This is a genomic window from Mycolicibacterium austroafricanum, from assembly GCF_000612725.1.
In the GTDB taxonomy this organism is placed as follows: Bacteria; Actinomycetota; Actinomycetes; order Mycobacteriales; family Mycobacteriaceae; genus Mycobacterium; species Mycobacterium austroafricanum.
Window position 1 is genome coordinate 433,983 of sequence record NZ_HG964456.1, and the last position, 14,770, is coordinate 448,752.

Sequence of the window (14,770 nt, forward strand, 5' to 3'; positions counted from 1 at the left end):
CGCCTGAGCGTCGGCGCGGTGGCACTGTGATCGTCAGTGCGGGTGTGGCTGAGTGGCTAGGCGCCGGCCTGCAAAGCCGTTTACACGGGTTCGAATCCCGTCACTCGCTCGCATAGCCGTCCCGGCGACGAAAAGTCGCCTCACCCGCACGTGGGTGAGGCGACCTTTCTCACTGTCAGAGTTGGACGAAGATACCTGTGTCCTCGTTCCAGACACCCCAGACGCCGAGGTCAGGGTTCCAGACGATCGGCAGGCCGACGGCCCACTCCGGCAGCTCCGGCTGCGGCGGAGCATCCTCGGGCGGAACGACAGGCGTCGTCACCCATGCCGGCGTCTCCGGAAGCAGGATGGTGTCCTGCGGCATCGGCCCGCCCTGTCCCGGAGGCGGCAGGTAGCCGAGCCCGGGCGGCAGCGGGGTGCCGGGATCGCCGGCGTTCACGCCGGGGCCGGTCACCGTGTCCGGGCGGGGACCCGGGTTGCCGTTACCGCCGGCATTGCCGGCGTTTCCGTTCCCGCCCGCATTGCCCGAGTTGCCCGGATTGTCCGAGTTACCCGGGTTGTCCGGCCGCGGTGACGGTGGGTCGGCCTGAGCGAGACCGGCAGCCACGCCGAGTCCGCCCAGACCGAGCAGACCTGCCGTCGCGACACCTGCTGTCATTTTCTTCAAGTCCATGTCGTGAACCTCCTCGTTCTCCTCGCGAGATACCGCAGGATGCGCGGTACTCGGATACGTGCGATGCACGTCGGCCGTTGCCGCCCATGGTGGATGGCAACGACACTACCCCCGGCAGGGAGAACTATGGCCGCGAATGGCGTCACGTAAACCCCGGTAAGACAGGCTAATTGGATCGAACTCTGTAACCGCAGGTGGGAGGCGGCTACCGGACCGCGCCGTGTTTCGGTTAGCTGGGAATCGGCTGTCGGCTGTAACGAATGGCCGGCGGGAATCGATGTCACGCTGCCCGCCAACGGCGGGGCCGCGGCGCCGGACGCCACGTTTACTTTACCAACCGGACGGTAAAGTAATTCCGTGACCTCATCACCAGCGGCGCGCGGACGGCCTTCGTCTGCGCCGGCCATTCTCGACACCGCCCGCACCTTGCTCGACGAGGGCACGCCGGTGTCGTTCGATTCCGTCGCCCACGCAGCCGGCCTGACGAAGCCGGGCCTGATGTATCACTTTCCGACCAAGTCGGCACTGATGGAGGCGCTGGTCGACCATGTCGTGGCGTCGCAGGAGCGGGAACTCGCCCGGTTTCTGGACGTCCCGCTGGGATCGGCATCGCCGAGGCAACGTCTGGGCGCCTACGTGCGGTGGGCGCTGCAGAGTCGGCATCGGCGATCGGATCTGGTGATGCTGAGCGATCCCAAGCTGGCCGATCGGATGCTGGCCCGGTGGACCGAGCGCTTCGCGCAGTGGGTACAGGTGCCCGCCGATCTCCCGCCGGATGAACAGGCCCGGCTGCATGCCGCGCGCCTGCTCGCCGACGGTGCATGGCTGGCCGATTCGTCGAGCACCTTCCCGCTCGCTGATGATGAACGGCCCCAAGTGCTTTCGGTGGCTCTCGAGCTCCTGGGGGAGGGTCCGCGATGACCTGGCTGTACCTGATGCTGGCGATCTGCACCGAGGTCGCGGCGACGCTGTCCCTCAAGGGGTTGGCAACCGTGCCGGCGTTGTACATCGTGGTGGTGCTCGGCTACGTCGCCTCGTTCGTCTTTCTCGCACTGGTGCTCAAGCGGGGGATGGGACTCGGTGTCGCATATGGCATCTGGGGTGCCACCGGCGTTGCCCTGACCGCTGTGCTGTCCTCGGTGATGTTCGGTGAGGCCCTCACGGCGGTGATGGGTGTCGGTCTGTCGTGCATCATCGCCGGCGTGGTGCTCGTCGAGTCCGGGTCGCACCAGGAGGCCGACTGATGCAGTACCTCCTTCTGATGGCCGCCATCGGCTGTGAGGTCAGCGGAACGCTGGCACTGCGCGTCGCCGCGCGGGGGCGGCCCCCGTTCTACGCCTTCGTGGTCGTCGGCTATGTGGCGGCCTTCACGTTGCTGTGGGCGTCGCTGAGGCAGGGCATGCCGCTCGGAATCGCCTACGGCATCTGGGCCGCGGCCGGTGTCGCACTGACCGCGCTGGCCTCTCACGTGCTGTTCGCCGAGCCGTTGACGCGGCGAATGGTCGGCGGGATCGCGCTCATCGCGGCGGGCGTGCTGCTGGTCGAGCTCGGTGCCGCGCACTGAGGCGGCGACACCGGATTATCCACACGCTGACGGAGTTGGACATTCTGTTGCAACACGAATCGGCAACCGTTCGATCACCGTTGCGTCGCTGCGTAGCTCATCTTTGCTAGAACTGTGACAACGTGATCGCGTGCTCGCACGCCAGGTGGCCCGTTCGCTTGTTGTTGCGGTGGTGACAGCCTGGGCTCTGTCGCTCACCACCGTGGCCGCTCCCGTTGCTGGGGCTGCGTCGTGCCCCGATGTCGAGGTGGTGTTCGCCCGCGGTACCAGCGACACCAAAGGGTTCGGGTCGGTGGGTAGGGCCTTCATCGATTCCCTCAAATGGAAGCTCCTCGGCAAGAAAGTCTCGGCCTACGCTGTCGACTACCCCGCTAGCTGGAACTTCTCGAAGTCGACGTCCGCCGGGGCGGTCGATGCCAACAAGCACGTTCAGTACGTGGCCGGTATGTGCCCGGACACCAAGATCGTGCTCGGCGGAATGTCGCAGGGCGCAGGCGTGATCGACCTGATCACCATCGGCAACCGGAAGATCTGGTTCTTCACTCCCGCGCCGCTTCCCGACGCGATGGTGAACCACGTCGTCGCGGTCGCGGTGTTCGCCAACCCCTCGCGCGATTACTCATACCTCGGGCCGTTGACGGATATCAGTCCGCAGTACGGGCACAAGACGATCGATCTCTGCGTCGACGGGGACCCCTACTGCTCTTCCGGCGTGAACATGTTCGCCCACTGGTCGTATCCGTGGAACGGAATGGTCAACGAGGCAGCCACTTTCGTCGCGCAGCGCGTCCTCGGTCAGGACACTTGAGCCAATTCTCCTCTTCGGCAACGTATCTGGAAGACCAGCCACGATTGTCACCGATGAACCTCCGGCCGGTATCGGTTCGGTAACCGTCTCGCCGTCCGTGCGGATGAACCACTAGGTTTCTCTGCAGGTGGGGCGCCGATGAGAGTTCGAAGGAAGATGTCACCCAGCATGAATCGCATCAGCGTCACGACGCTTGCCGCGCTGGGCATGGTGTGGCCGTTCCTGTTCTACGGGGCTCCGGCCGCGGCCGAACCGAGCCCGGGCGTGCCATGCCTCGAGATCTTGCAACAACTGGCGGCCGCACCGCCCAGTGTCCCCGAGACGCTCGACACCGCCGCCAATGCGCTGAACAACGTTGTGCCGGAGGCGGCTCCGGCGCTGCCGCCGGTTCCCGTGGCGGAGGTCGTGCACGGCCTGACGGCACTGGCTGCCCCCGGGCCGGTGCCTCCGGTTGACGCGGCCCCACTCGCTGCGCCGCCGGTGCCGCCGGTCGATGCGGCCCCACTCGCCGCGCCCCTGGTGCAGGCGGCTGCCGGCCCAGTGCCCGCCGCGGCTCCGATTCCCGTTGTGGCACCGCCGATTCCGGCTGTGATTCCGCTCGCGCCCCCGGTGCCGGTGGTGGCGCCGCCACCGGCCGTGCCAGTCGCCGCCCCCGTCGAGGCCGTCCTGGCCTCCGCCCCGGAACCGGTGGCGCCCGCCCCGGTGCCGCCCGCCCCGGGGGAGGCTGCGCCCGTCGAATTGGCCGCGGCGCCACCGCCGGTCGAACCAGCTCCGCCCGCGCCGCCCGAACCACCGCCGACTGCGCCGACAGATGTCGCGCCCGCCGTCGCGGAACCCGTTGCGCCCGAGCCTGTGATGGCGCCCGCCGCGGCGGAGCCGACCCCGGCCGCGGTCGCACCGGTGGAACCGGGGCCCGCACCGGTGGAACTGGTGGCCGCAGCGGAGCCCGCGCCGATCATGGAGCCGGCGGCCGCACCGGTGGAATCGGCTCCGGTGTTCCACGCCGCCGCGGTCCCGCCCGCTCTTCCCGGGCCGGTCGTTCCGGTGGTTCCGGCCGGCGTGCCGGTACCGGTGGCACCCGTCGGCGTCCCGGTGCCGGTGGTGCCCACAGGCGCCCCGGCTGCGGTGCCGGCTCCGCCCCTCGGGCTTCCGGCCGTGCCGTTGGGCGACGCCGTGCCGGGGGTGCCGTTTCTGCCCGCCACCCTGCCGATCCCTCAAGACCTCGTATGCGAGGGCACGGCGTGGTCGGCAGGACGTACGGCACCGGAAGGCGACGCGGCTGCCTTGGACGCGCCACCGGGTCAGCGTCGCGACCAGTGGTGACCCCTCGGCAAGATTTCCGTTGGCATTTCCATTGGCGCAGTGCGAGATTGCTCGGCGTGTACTCCTCGTCACGTCGGGGACGTCGAGTGACGTTGCCGTCGTTCAATCGACTCGACGGCGGGCAGATGCCATCGTTGTCTGGTGATTCGCACCCATGTTCGTGTGTGGGCGGGTTACTGTCTCGGGTGGCGTTGCAACTGACACTGGGAGGATATGGATGAGCGCCTATCAAACGGTGGTGGTTGGTACGGACGGATCTGATTCGTCGTTGCGTGCCGTGGACCGCGCCGGTCAGATCGCCGCAGGGGCGCACGCGAAGCTCATTGTCGCGACCGCCTACTTCCCTCAGACCGAGGACGCGCGCGCCGCGGACGTCCTCAAGGACGAGGGCTACAAGATGTCCGGCAATGCCCCGATCTACGCGATCCTGCGTGAGGCACGGGACCGTGCGAAAGCTGCCGGAGCCGAGAACATCGAGGAGAAGGCGGTCGTGGGAGCGCCCGTCGACGCTCTCGTCGACCTCGTCGAGGAGGTCGGCGCGGACCTGCTCGTCGTCGGCAACGTGGGCCTGAGCACTATCGCGGGTCGACTCCTGGGATCGGTCCCGGCCAACGTGGCGCGGCGGTCGAAGATCGACGTGCTGATCGTGCACACCTCCTGACCGGAGCGAGAACGAAAAACCCTGGGCCGGCGATTGCCGACCCAGGGTTTTCCCATGTCAGGTGTTGGATGCCTTCGCGATCGCGGTGATCGCAGCGTCCAGTGCGGCGTTGAACTCCTCGTCGCTCTGCTGAGCGGTCAGTCCTTCGGTGAGCGCACGGGAGAAGCTGGCGATGACGCCGTGGTTGGCGGCCAGCTTCTCGCAGGCCTCGTCGCGGCCGTAGCCGCCGGACAGGGCGACCACCCGGAGCACCTTCGGGTGCTCGACGAGCTCGCGGTAGAGGTTGTCGACGTCCGGCAGCGTCAGCTTCAGCATCACGGCCTGGTCGTCGCCCAGGCTTTCGAGAGCCTTGAGAATCGCCGCCTTGAGCTGTTCCTCCGCCTTGCCCTTCTCCGGGCTGTGGATGTCGACCTCGGGCTCGATGATCGGGACCAGACCGGCGGCCAGGATCTGCCGACCGACCTCGAACTGCTGCTCGACGACCGCTTCCAGGCCTGCGCCGGGCATTTTGATGACCGAGCGCATCTTGGTGCCGAAGACGCCCTTGTCGCGGGCGCGGGCCAGCAGGTCGTCCAGGCCCGGGATGGGCTTCATGACCTGTGCGCCGTCCTTCTCGTCGGCCAGGCCCTTGTCGACCTTGAGGAACGGCACGACCTGCTTGACGTTCCACAGGTAGTCGGCGGTGTCCCGACCCTCGATCTGGCGGTCCATGGTGTCCTCGAAGAGGATGGCGCCGAGAATGCGGTCACCGTCGAAGCTCGGGCTGGTGATGATGCGGGTGCGCATCTGGTGCACCAGATCGAACATCTCGGCGTCACCGGCGTACGCGTCCTCGGCGATGCCGTACAGCTTCAACGCCTTGGGGGTGCTGCCACCACTCTGGTCGAGCGCCGCAATGAACCCGGCGCCGCGCTGCGCCTTGTTGAACTGATCGCTGTTCATGATCCCTTCCTGAACCTTCTCGATAACCGCGGTCACCAACCGCGCTCGTGCCATTCGCCGAGATGTGGGCGCTCGGTCCCGAGCGTCGTGTCGTCGCCGTGTCCTGGATACACGACGGTGTCATCACCGAAGACGTCGAACACGCGGCTGGTGACATCACCGAGCAGCTGTTCGAAGTCGCCTTCTCTCCAGGTCTTGCCGACGCCGCCGGGGAACAGGCAGTCGCCGGTGAACAAATGCACCCGGCCGTCGGTGGCCGGCCCGCTCAGTGCCAGCGCGACCGAGCCGGGGGTGTGTCCACGCAGGTGGATGACGTCGAAGTTCAAGTCCCCGATCGTGACGGTGTCACCGTCGGCGAGCAGTCGGTCCGGTGTCACCGGCAGCGGCCCGGCATCCAGGCTGTGGGCCGCGGTCGGCGCGCCGGTGGCGGCCACCACGTCCTCCAACGCCAGCCAGTGGTCCTGGTGCTGATGGCTGGTGACGATCAGGGACAGCTTCGGGGCGTACCGCTCGATCAGCTCGAGCAGGACGGCGGAGTCGTTGGCGGCGTCGATGAGTAGCGTTTCGCCGGTCCGGGAACAGGTGACGAGGTAGGCGTCGTTGTCCATGGGGCCCACCGACACCTTCACGATCGACGCGCCGGGGAGAATGCGTCGCGCCGCCGTGCGGGGCTCGACGTGGCCCGTGTAGTTGTCGTCGACGACTGTCATGTGGACTCACGTTACTTCGTGCACCTCGGGCGGCGTCGGCACCGTCGACGAAACTTGTCGGCGGTCAGACCTAGCATGGTTCTGTACTGCGCCCTGGGAACGACACAGGGCCGACGAATCTGAGTATCAGAAGGGGCATCGGTGGCTGACCGCCTAGTTGTCAAGGGTGCCCGGGAGCACAATCTGCGCGGAGTCGACCTCGACCTGCCGCGTGACGCGATGATCGTGTTCACCGGGCTGTCGGGCTCCGGCAAATCGTCGCTGGCGTTCGACACCATCTTCGCCGAGGGGCAGCGCCGCTACGTCGAGTCGCTGTCGGCGTATGCCCGGCAGTTCCTCGGCCAGATGGACAAGCCGGACGTGGACTTCATCGAGGGACTGTCGCCCGCGGTGTCGATCGACCAGAAGTCCACCAACCGCAACCCGCGCTCGACCGTCGGCACCATCACCGAGGTCTACGACTACCTGCGCCTCCTGTACGCGCGGGCCGGGACGCCGCACTGCCCGGTGTGCGGTGAGCGGATCGCCCGCCAGACCCCGCAGCAGATCGTCGACCAGGTCCTCGCGATGGACGAGGGGCTCCGCTTCCAGGTGCTCGCGCCGGTGGTGCGCACCCGCAAGGGGGAGTTCGTCGACCTGTTCGACAAGCTCAACAGCCAGGGCTACAGCAGGGTGCGGGTCGACGGCGTGGTGCATCCGCTGACCGATCCGCCCAAGCTGAAGAAGCAGGAGAAGCACGACATCGAGGTCGTGGTGGACCGGCTGACGGTCAAGGCGACCGCCAAGCAGCGGCTCACCGACTCGGTGGAGACGGCGCTGAACCTCGCCGACGGCATCGTCGTGCTGGAGTTCGTCGACCGGGAAGACGACCATCCGCACCGCGAGCAGCGCTTCTCCGAGAAGCTGGCCTGCCCCAACGGGCACCCGCTGGCCGTCGACGACCTGGAACCGCGCTCGTTCTCGTTCAACTCGCCCTACGGCGCCTGCCCGGAATGCACCGGGCTGGGCATCCGCAAGGAGGTCGACCCCGACCTGGTGGTGCCCGATCCCGACCTGACGCTCGCCGAAGGCGCCATCGCCCCGTGGTCGATGGGCCACACCGCGGAGTACTTCACCCGGATGCTGTCCGGCCTGGGCGATCAACTCGGATTCGACGTCAACACCCCGTGGAAGAAGCTGCCGGCCAAGGCGCGCAGGGCGATTCTGGAGGGCTGCGACGAGCAGGTGCACGTGCGGTACAAGAACCGCTACGGCCGCACCCGGTCGTACTACGCCGATTTCGAGGGCGTGATGGCGTTCCTGCAGCGCCGCATGGAGCAGACCGACTCCGAGCAGATGAAGGAGCGGCTCGAGGGCTTCATGCGTGACGTGCCGTGCCCCGAGTGCGACGGCACCCGCCTCAAACCGGAGATCCTGGCGGTGACGATGACCGCAGGAAACTTCGGCGCGAAGTCGATCGCCGAGGTGGCCGAACTGTCGATCGCCGACTGTGCGGAGTTTCTCAACGCGCTGACCCTTGGCACCAGGGAGGCCGCCATCGCCGGGCAGGTCCTCAAGGAGATCCAGTCACGGCTGGGCTTCCTGCTCGATGTCGGCCTGGACTACCTGTCGCTGTCCCGGGCGGCGGGCACCTTGTCCGGAGGTGAGGCGCAGCGTATCCGGCTGGCCACCCAGATCGGGTCCGGCCTGGTCGGGGTGCTCTACGTGCTCGACGAACCCTCGATCGGTCTGCACCAGCGTGACAACCGCAGGTTGATCGACACGCTCGTGCGGCTGCGCGATCTGGGCAACACCCTCATCGTCGTCGAACACGACCTCGACACCATCGCTCATGCCGACTGGGTCGTCGACATCGGGCCCGCCGCCGGCGAGCACGGCGGCCAGATCGTGCACAGCGGCACCTACGAGGATCTGCTCAGGAACCCGAATTCCATTACCGGGGCCTATCTTTCGGGCAAGGAGGAGATCGAGGTCCCCGACATGCGCCGGGTGGTGGACAGGAAACGTCAGCTCACCGTCGTCGGTGCGCGCGAACACAACCTGCGCGAGATCGACGTGGCGTTCCCGCTCGGGGTGCTGACCTCGGTCACCGGTGTCTCGGGTTCGGGCAAGTCGACTCTGGTGAACGACATCCTGGCGTCGGTGCTGGCCAACAAGCTCAACGGAGCGCGGCTGGTGCCCGGTCGGCACACCCGGGTCAACGGACTCGATCACCTCGACAAGCTTGTCCGTGTCGACCAGTCGCCGATCGGACGGACACCACGGTCCAATCCGGCGACCTACACCGGTGTCTTCGACAAGATCCGCACCCTGTTCGCCGCAACGACCGAGGCCAAGGTCCGCGGATACCAGCCGGGCCGGTTCTCGTTCAACGTCAAGGGGGGCCGGTGCGAGGCCTGTTCGGGCGACGGCACCATCAAGATCGAGATGAACTTCCTGCCCGACGTGTATGTGCCGTGCGAGGTGTGCCAGGGGGCCCGCTACAACCGGGAGACCCTGGAGGTGCACTACAAGGGCAAGACGATCGCCGAGGTTCTCGACATGTCGATCGAGGAGGCCGCCGAGTTCTTCGCGCCGATCAGCTCGATCCACCGGTATCTCAAGACGCTCGTGGACGTCGGTCTGGGATATGTGCGGTTGGGTCAGCCCGCACCGACGTTGTCCGGCGGCGAGGCCCAGCGCGTGAAGCTGGCCTCGGAACTGCAGAAGCGTTCGACCGGCCGGACCATCTACATCCTCGACGAGCCCACCACCGGGCTGCATTTCGAGGACATCCGCAAGCTGCTCACCGTGATCAACGGCCTCGTCGACAAGGGCAATACGGTCATCGTCATCGAGCACAACCTCGACGTGATCAAGACCTCGGACTGGGTCGTCGACATGGGTCCCGAGGGAGGATCGGGCGGCGGCACCGTGGTCGCGACCGGCACCCCCGAGGACGTGGCGGCCAACCCGGACAGCTACACCGGGCACTTCCTCGCCGAGACCTTGGGCGTGGCCCGGCCGAAACCGAAGTCGCGCAGGCGAAGCAAGGTCAGCGCCTAGCCGCGGACTTGCTCGCGGGGGAAGGGAACCGCGGCTTCACCTGCACACCGCCGAGCCACGCCGTCAGCTCCTCGGCGCGCGCGGTCAGCGCCCTGAGCGCCGGGCGTCCCACGTCTTCGAGCAGCATCAGCTCGACCCGCCCGTCGTCGTCCTGACGCCATGCGCCGACGACGCGACCGTCCACCCAGACCGTGGGGCCCGCGTTGCCGTTGCGGTCGAACACCGCGCCGCGGTGCGGTCCCAGATACCAGTCGCGTCCCGCCCAGCCCATCGTGGTGACGTCCAGGCCGGGAAGCAGTGCACACCACGGTTCGACATCGGGCTCCGGACCGTCGTCGCCCGGAAGCACGAAGCCTGACGTACCGGCTGAACCTTCCACGGCAACCTCGACCGCGTCGACATCGGACAGTGCCTGCCGGGCCCAGCCGAGGGTGGCGCCGAACCACCATTTGAGGTCGTCGACGGTGGCGGGCCCGAACGCGTGGAGCCAGCGCCGTACCAACTCTGCGCGGGCCTGATCCGTTGAGACGGGGTCAGCGGGGCCCAGCCACGACCCCGCCGCGGCCCAGCGCGGACGCGATGTGGTCCAGCCACCGTCGTTGGGGCCGCGGACGATCAAACCGCGGGCTGACAACACCGTCAGCACCCGGGGCGCCAGGTGCCCTTCACCGCCGTAGGGCTTCCCCGGAGCGGGGTCGTAGGTGCCGGTCAGCTCGGGCAGCGCCTCTCGAAGTTCGCGTGCCGTGCACGGCCCTGCGCCACGCAGATGGCGCACCACCGCCGCGCACGCCGCCTCCAGCCACGCGTGTCCGTCCCGCGCCACCCCTGCGTTCTGGGCGTCGGCCGCCAGTCGGCGGGTCTCGTTGGTGGCCACCCGGTCGCCGGCGGCCGATTGCACGGCGGGAAGATCCTCGGCACGTATCACCCACAGCGTGCGCCGCATCGCCAGCTGCTTGACGACCGAACGCCGTTCGTAGAGAGCGGCGTTCAGATCGGCCACCGTGTATCCGGGCAGCCGCGCCCACAGCGACAGGTGCGGGGTGGCCGGATCCGTCGCGTGCAGCCCCACCAGCCTGCCGGTCACCGCGTGCACCGACGGGGCACCGTCCGGGCCGGGGGCGAGGTGGTGGCGCCTGGCCAGCCGGGCGCGCCGTTCGTCAATGGTGATCGACCTCATCGAGTTCGAACCGTACCGGCGGCGACCGACACCGCGGCGACAAAGTTGGGATCGGTAGCGCGGCCCCGCATCTTGACTTCAACCCGACGACGCCACCGAGGCGAAGCACGAACGAAGGGAAACCCACGTGGACGGAAAGTCGGCTATGAAGCGAGTTGGTGCGGGAGTGATCGGGCTGGCCGCGAGCGCCGCCGTGCTGGTGGGCTGCTCCGACGACAAGAGCGGCCCCTCGCCCTCGCCGTCCGAGTCCTCCCAGTCCTCCGCTGCCGCCGCGCCCCAGGCGAGCACCGGCGGAAAGACCGAGGTCAAAGTCGACGGTGCCGACCTGGCCGGCCTGGACCTGAACTCGGTGACCTGCGTGAAGCAGGGCGGCAAGATCAACGTCGCCAGCGGCGCGATCGGGGGGCAACAGGGACTCGGCATCGTGATGACCGACGAGGCGACGCCGGTCGTCGAATCCCTCGGCATGGTCGTCGACGGAAACGCGCTCGCGGTCGCCAACGCGATGGGCGCCAAGTCCGGCTCCGCCGAGGTCAAGGTCGACGGCGACACCTACACCATCACCGGTGAGGCCGTCGGCGCCGACATGAGCAACCCGATGGCGGGAATGATCACCAAGCCGTTCACCGTCACGGTGTCCTGCAGCTGAGACGTGTCCTCTCCCGGAGCGGCGGGCGCGCCCGACGCGCCCGCCGCTTCCTATGATTGCGCGGTGACGATCGAGCAGGACCTCGAGCGGGCCCGTCACCTGGCCTTCGCCGCAGACGAAGGCGCGGCCAAGGATCTGCTGCTGTCGCTGATGCCCCGCATCGAGGAGATCGACCGCGACGATCTGATGCTGGAGGTCTATGCCCAGCTCGGCGAGATCTATCTGGTTCGGACGGCCTACGACGGGGTGACCGAATGCCTGAAACGCATCGGCGACTGCCTGCAGATCTACCGGGACATCGAGGCGGGGCTCCGCCCGGACGACGCCGCGAAGGTCTCGCTGTCGCCGGCGCGGATCGAGCAGATGAGCTGCCGGTACACCCGGCGGGCACTGTTCCTGCGCACGGGCCTGTCGGCCGCGCACGGCGAACACGAAGCGGCCGCAACCACGTTGGCAGCGCTCGTCGCGGAGCCAGGCATGTTCACTGATCTCGCCGCCGAGCACGCGTACCTGGTGACCCACGCCCGCATTCTGTGTGCCGTCGCGCTGTGCGACGACGATCTGCACGTACAGTCAATTCCCTTGTGGGAAAAGGTGTTCGATGATCTGGACGGGCCGGGCGATGGTGGCGAGATCGACGACGCACTGCGTGTCCTGGCCGGCACCGGTTACGGCCGGTTCTGTGTCGAGACCGGACGCCTGACCGAGGCGGAACCCTGGTTGCGTCGCGCAGGCGCCCGCGCACATGCCCGCGGGTGGCAGTTGGCCGCGGCGCGAACCCAACTGGAGCGTGCCACCGCGGCGTGGGCGGCCGGCGACCGCGCACAGGCGCAGGACCTCGTCCACCAGGCCTACCCGGCCATCGCCGAACATGCCCGCGCGCACGATGTCTCGCGCAGTTGGCTGTACTTCGGCCTGATCAGCATCTCGGTGGGGGCGCTCGACGACGCCGACGAGCGGCTCGGCCACGCCGAACGGCACTGGCGGGAGCTGGGTAAGCCGCTGCACATTCACCGGATTCTGCTGCAGCGCAGCTGGGTCGACATCCTGCGTGGCGATTTCAGCGCTGCCACCGACCGCGTGGCGGCGGCGCGTGAGCTTCTCGACAGCTGGCCCAGGCGCAGTTGGCTGCAGCACGCCCGCCTCGACGATCATCTGGGCTCGATCCTGCGGGCCGAGGCGCTGGCCGACCCGGACACCGCGCAGCAGAAGTTCGCGCAGGCCGCTGATCTCAAGGTGCCCGCCGCACTGGCCGTCGATTCGGTGCGCCACGCGATCGGCGACGCGGACGCCAGGATGAGGTGGGCCGTGCATGTGTCGGCCCGCCTGCTCGCCGGCGCGTTCGCGGTGGCCTGGGAGTGGGGGAACACCGCGCTGGTCAGCGAGCTCATCGAATACCACTGCGCCAGAGGGGCGATCAGTGTCCCCGCATCCCCGCACACTGCGGACTGGGCGGACACGGCCACGGCCGCGGTTCCTGTCGACGACGCCGACGAATACGCACTGGTCGCCTCCGGCAGCGGGATGACGACCGGGGGAGCGCTGACCCGGCTCGGAGCGTTGCCGCCGTTGCGCATGGATCCGCAGTCCGGCCCCGTGCTGGCGCGATACCGGGAGCTGGCCCATCAACGCTACGGGCGGCAGATCACCGCAGCCGAAGCCGAATGGAGCACGTGGCCATGACCGACGCCGCCGCGACGCTGGTGCTGCGCTACGCCGATGTCGGCGTCGCCACCTACGCCGGCCTGCGTGTCGTCGGACAGCCGGACAGCACCGTCACCTGGGTGATCGAGGAGCCGGCACTCGCCGAGGCGCTCGGCCTGCTCGCCGACGCGCTGCCCGACCCACGACCTTCCGAGAACGTCCGCGAGGCTCTCGAACGTGCCTTCACCGCAGGTTCTTTCGCCACCGCAACGGCCGAGCAGCAATTCGCCGACATCCTCGGACGGCATCTGATCTCCGCTGCGGGCTGGGACCTGATCACCCGGCACTCGGCCAGGCAGTACCCGGCTCTGTTCGTCGCGCCGACCGCTCGGCTGGCCCAGGTGCCGTGGTCGCTGCTCGCGATTCCCGGCGACGATCCACGACGGCTCCTCGAGTTCGCCGACATCCTCGTCGCGGCGCCACCGAACATCGCCAATGCCGCCCGCACGCCCGCACAGTGGGACGAGCGCCGCGACAACCGTGCCCGGCTGCTGATCCTCGACCCCCGCGTGCCCGGTCAGCGCCCCGATTCCGCGCTCGGCTCGGTGCTGGGGCGCCCGGATCCCGACGCGGCACTGACCCGCCACTTCGCCGAGCTGAGGGCACGGTGTGAGGTTCTGCCCGACGTCGCATCCACCGTCGAGCTGTTCCGCAGCGCGCACGCCGACCGCGGCTGGCTGGCCGCCCAGCTCACCCGCGAGCCGAGCCGGCTTCTCTTCGTCGGACACGCCACCGCGGCCGACGGCGACGTCGGCCACGCCGACCGTGCCGCGCTGCACCTGGCCGATGAGCAGCCGCTGACGGCCGCGGATCTGATGACCGCGCAGCTGGCGATCCCGCCGCGCGCCGCGCTGCTGGCGTGTTCCTCCGGCGGCGACTACCGCTTCGACGAGGCGACCGGACTGGTGGCCGCGCTCATCCTCGGCGGTGCGCTCGTGGTAACCGCCACGCTGTGGTCACTGCCTACCGCCGCCGGTTACCGACAGTTCTGCCCGGCGGCCGACGCCTCCCACGATCCGATGGCCGCGGTCGTCATCGCGGTCGACACGGCGCACGAGGCGCAGCATGCGGGCCGGGCGGTCAACGCCTGGCAGCGCGCACAGCTGACGCGCTGGCGTGCCGGAGACGATGCCGCCGCCCCGTTGTACTGGGCGGCGTTGGTCACCTTCGCGGTGGACGGTGCGCGGTGACTCCCACCGCGACCGACGACTCGTCACCGTGGCGGTAGTACATGTCGACGACGCTGCCGGGCACGAAGCGCCCCAACGACTTGTCGGGAATCAGGGTCCTCTGGCGGGCCGCGAACTGCCCACCCTCGGGGCGGCTGACCATCACGTCGAGTTCGACCTCGGAACAGCCCGCGCAGAAGTCGCCGGTCAGCCGCAACGCCACCACCACACCGCGGGACCGGACAACCGTCCCCGTCGGGGCGAGCAGCACCGCCGCGGTGCCGGCGAACAGGAAACCGAAGAAGATCAGCGTCAGCAATCCGGGCATGCTGTCAGGCTCGGTGA

Annotated in this window: 15 protein-coding genes and 1 tRNA gene; 11 read left to right on the forward strand and 5 right to left on the reverse strand. The window is 68.5% G+C overall.

Features of this window, described 5'->3' with window-relative positions; genetic code table 11:
• Positions 1 to 38 precede the first annotated feature (38 nt).
• Positions 39 to 109: transfer RNA gene (locus BN976_RS24625), tRNA-Cys, on the forward strand.
• Between the two features lie 66 nt (positions 110 to 175).
• Here the strand turns inward: BN976_RS24625 and BN976_RS24630 are convergent.
• Positions 176 to 673 (reverse strand): hypothetical protein, encoded by a 498-nt coding sequence (locus BN976_RS24630; RefSeq protein WP_011780550.1) that lies wholly within the window; start codon positions 671 to 673, stop codon positions 176 to 178.
• Between the two features lie 357 nt (positions 674 to 1,030).
• Between BN976_RS24630 and BN976_RS24635 the strand changes: the two genes are divergently transcribed.
• The 6 genes from BN976_RS24635 to BN976_RS24660 all read left to right on the forward strand — a co-directional run bounded on the left by BN976_RS24635 (position 1,031) and on the right by BN976_RS24660 (position 5,029).
• Complete coding sequence (locus BN976_RS24635) at positions 1,031 to 1,594, forward strand: TetR/AcrR family transcriptional regulator (protein ID WP_011780549.1); 564 nt, start codon at positions 1,031 to 1,033, stop codon at positions 1,592 to 1,594.
• Complete coding sequence (locus tag BN976_RS24640) at positions 1,591 to 1,917, forward strand: DMT family transporter (protein WP_011780548.1); 327 nt, start codon at positions 1,591 to 1,593, stop codon at positions 1,915 to 1,917. The genes BN976_RS24635 and BN976_RS24640 overlap by 4 nt, the downstream gene beginning before the upstream one ends.
• Positions 1,917 to 2,237, forward strand: a complete 321-nt coding sequence (locus BN976_RS24645) for a DMT family transporter (RefSeq protein WP_011780547.1) — start codon at positions 1,917 to 1,919, stop codon at positions 2,235 to 2,237. The genes BN976_RS24640 and BN976_RS24645 overlap by 1 nt, the downstream gene beginning before the upstream one ends.
• A gap of 169 nt (positions 2,238 to 2,406) precedes the next feature.
• Positions 2,407 to 3,045: a cutinase family protein gene (locus tag BN976_RS24650; RefSeq protein ID WP_049778121.1), complete on the forward strand. Its 639-nt coding sequence runs from the start codon at positions 2,407 to 2,409 to the stop codon at positions 3,043 to 3,045.
• A gap of 168 nt (positions 3,046 to 3,213) precedes the next feature.
• Positions 3,214 to 4,368, forward strand: a complete 1,155-nt coding sequence (locus tag BN976_RS34630; protein ID WP_268748866.1) for a hypothetical protein — start codon at positions 3,214 to 3,216, stop codon at positions 4,366 to 4,368.
• A gap of 217 nt (positions 4,369 to 4,585) precedes the next feature.
• Positions 4,586 to 5,029: a universal stress protein gene (locus BN976_RS24660; protein ID WP_011780544.1), complete on the forward strand. Its 444-nt coding sequence runs from the start codon at positions 4,586 to 4,588 to the stop codon at positions 5,027 to 5,029.
• Between the two features lie 57 nt (positions 5,030 to 5,086).
• On the opposite strand, the gene BN976_RS24665 is transcribed toward BN976_RS24660, so the two are convergent.
• A complete protein-coding gene (locus BN976_RS24665; RefSeq protein WP_036375016.1) occupies positions 5,087 to 5,971 on the reverse strand; it encodes a fructose bisphosphate aldolase in 885 nt (294 codons plus the stop codon).
• Positions 5,972 to 6,003: 32 nt separating this feature from the next.
• On the reverse strand, positions 6,004 to 6,681 hold the full coding sequence (locus BN976_RS24670) for an MBL fold metallo-hydrolase (protein ID WP_011780542.1): 678 nt from the start codon (positions 6,679 to 6,681) through the stop codon (positions 6,004 to 6,006).
• 141 nt (positions 6,682 to 6,822) lie between these two features.
• Between BN976_RS24670 and uvrA the strand changes: the two genes are divergently transcribed.
• Positions 6,823 to 9,726, forward strand: a complete 2,904-nt coding sequence (gene uvrA, locus BN976_RS24675) for an excinuclease ABC subunit UvrA (protein WP_011780541.1) — start codon at positions 6,823 to 6,825, stop codon at positions 9,724 to 9,726.
• On the opposite strand, the gene BN976_RS24680 is transcribed toward uvrA, so the two are convergent.
• Positions 9,716 to 10,903, reverse strand: a complete 1,188-nt coding sequence (locus BN976_RS24680; RefSeq protein ID WP_011780540.1) for a winged helix DNA-binding domain-containing protein — start codon at positions 10,901 to 10,903, stop codon at positions 9,716 to 9,718. The genes uvrA and BN976_RS24680 overlap by 11 nt on opposite strands.
• A 145-nt stretch (positions 10,904 to 11,048) precedes the next feature.
• Here BN976_RS24680 and BN976_RS24685 point away from each other — a divergent pair, with 145 nt between their 5' ends.
• The 3 genes from BN976_RS24685 to BN976_RS24695 all read left to right on the forward strand — a co-directional run bounded on the left by BN976_RS24685 (position 11,049) and on the right by BN976_RS24695 (position 14,446).
• Positions 11,049 to 11,552, forward strand: coding sequence for a lipoprotein LpqH (locus tag BN976_RS24685; protein WP_036374805.1), 504 nt, complete (start codon positions 11,049 to 11,051; stop codon positions 11,550 to 11,552).
• 63 nt (positions 11,553 to 11,615) lie between these two features.
• Positions 11,616 to 13,235, forward strand: coding sequence for a hypothetical protein (locus BN976_RS24690; protein ID WP_036374806.1), 1,620 nt, complete (start codon positions 11,616 to 11,618; stop codon positions 13,233 to 13,235).
• Complete coding sequence (locus BN976_RS24695; protein WP_036374808.1) at positions 13,217 to 14,446, forward strand: CHAT domain-containing protein; 1,230 nt, start codon at positions 13,217 to 13,219, stop codon at positions 14,444 to 14,446. The genes BN976_RS24690 and BN976_RS24695 overlap by 19 nt, the downstream gene beginning before the upstream one ends.
• Here the strand turns inward: BN976_RS24695 and BN976_RS24700 are convergent.
• The gene (locus BN976_RS24700; protein WP_049778120.1) at positions 14,418 to 14,753 is read right to left on the reverse strand and encodes a hypothetical protein; all 336 of its coding nucleotides are present in this window, start codon (positions 14,751 to 14,753) and stop codon (positions 14,418 to 14,420) included. The two genes, BN976_RS24695 and BN976_RS24700, sit on opposite strands and share 29 nt — an antisense overlap.
• Between the last annotated feature and the right edge of the window lie 17 nt (positions 14,754 to 14,770).

What these genes read in the sequence shown, in the direction of transcription:
- BN976_RS24685 (WP_036374805.1), top strand. Translation starts at nt 11,049, where the DNA reads ATGAAGCGAGTTGGTGCGGGAGTGATCGGGCTGGCCGCGAGCGCCGCC.
- BN976_RS24630 (WP_011780550.1), bottom strand. Translation starts at nt 673, where the DNA reads ATGGACTTGAAGAAAATGACAGCAGGTGTCGCGACGGCAGGTCTGCTC.
- BN976_RS24645 (WP_011780547.1), top strand. Translation starts at nt 1,917, where the DNA reads ATGCAGTACCTCCTTCTGATGGCCGCCATCGGCTGTGAGGTCAGCGGA.
- BN976_RS24660 (WP_011780544.1), top strand. Translation starts at nt 4,586, where the DNA reads ATGAGCGCCTATCAAACGGTGGTGGTTGGTACGGACGGATCTGATTCG.
- BN976_RS24680 (WP_011780540.1), bottom strand. Translation starts at nt 10,903, where the DNA reads ATGAGGTCGATCACCATTGACGAACGGCGCGCCCGGCTGGCCAGGCGC.
- BN976_RS24665 (WP_036375016.1), bottom strand. Translation starts at nt 5,971, where the DNA reads ATGAACAGCGATCAGTTCAACAAGGCGCAGCGCGGCGCCGGGTTCATT.
- BN976_RS24670 (WP_011780542.1), bottom strand. Translation starts at nt 6,681, where the DNA reads ATGACAGTCGTCGACGACAACTACACGGGCCACGTCGAGCCCCGCACG.
- BN976_RS24700 (WP_049778120.1), bottom strand. Translation starts at nt 14,753, where the DNA reads ATGCCCGGATTGCTGACGCTGATCTTCTTCGGTTTCCTGTTCGCCGGC.
- BN976_RS24640 (WP_011780548.1), top strand. Translation starts at nt 1,591, where the DNA reads ATGACCTGGCTGTACCTGATGCTGGCGATCTGCACCGAGGTCGCGGCG.
- BN976_RS24695 (WP_036374808.1), top strand. Translation starts at nt 13,217, where the DNA reads ATGGAGCACGTGGCCATGACCGACGCCGCCGCGACGCTGGTGCTGCGC.
- BN976_RS34630 (WP_268748866.1), top strand. Translation starts at nt 3,214, where the DNA reads ATGAATCGCATCAGCGTCACGACGCTTGCCGCGCTGGGCATGGTGTGG.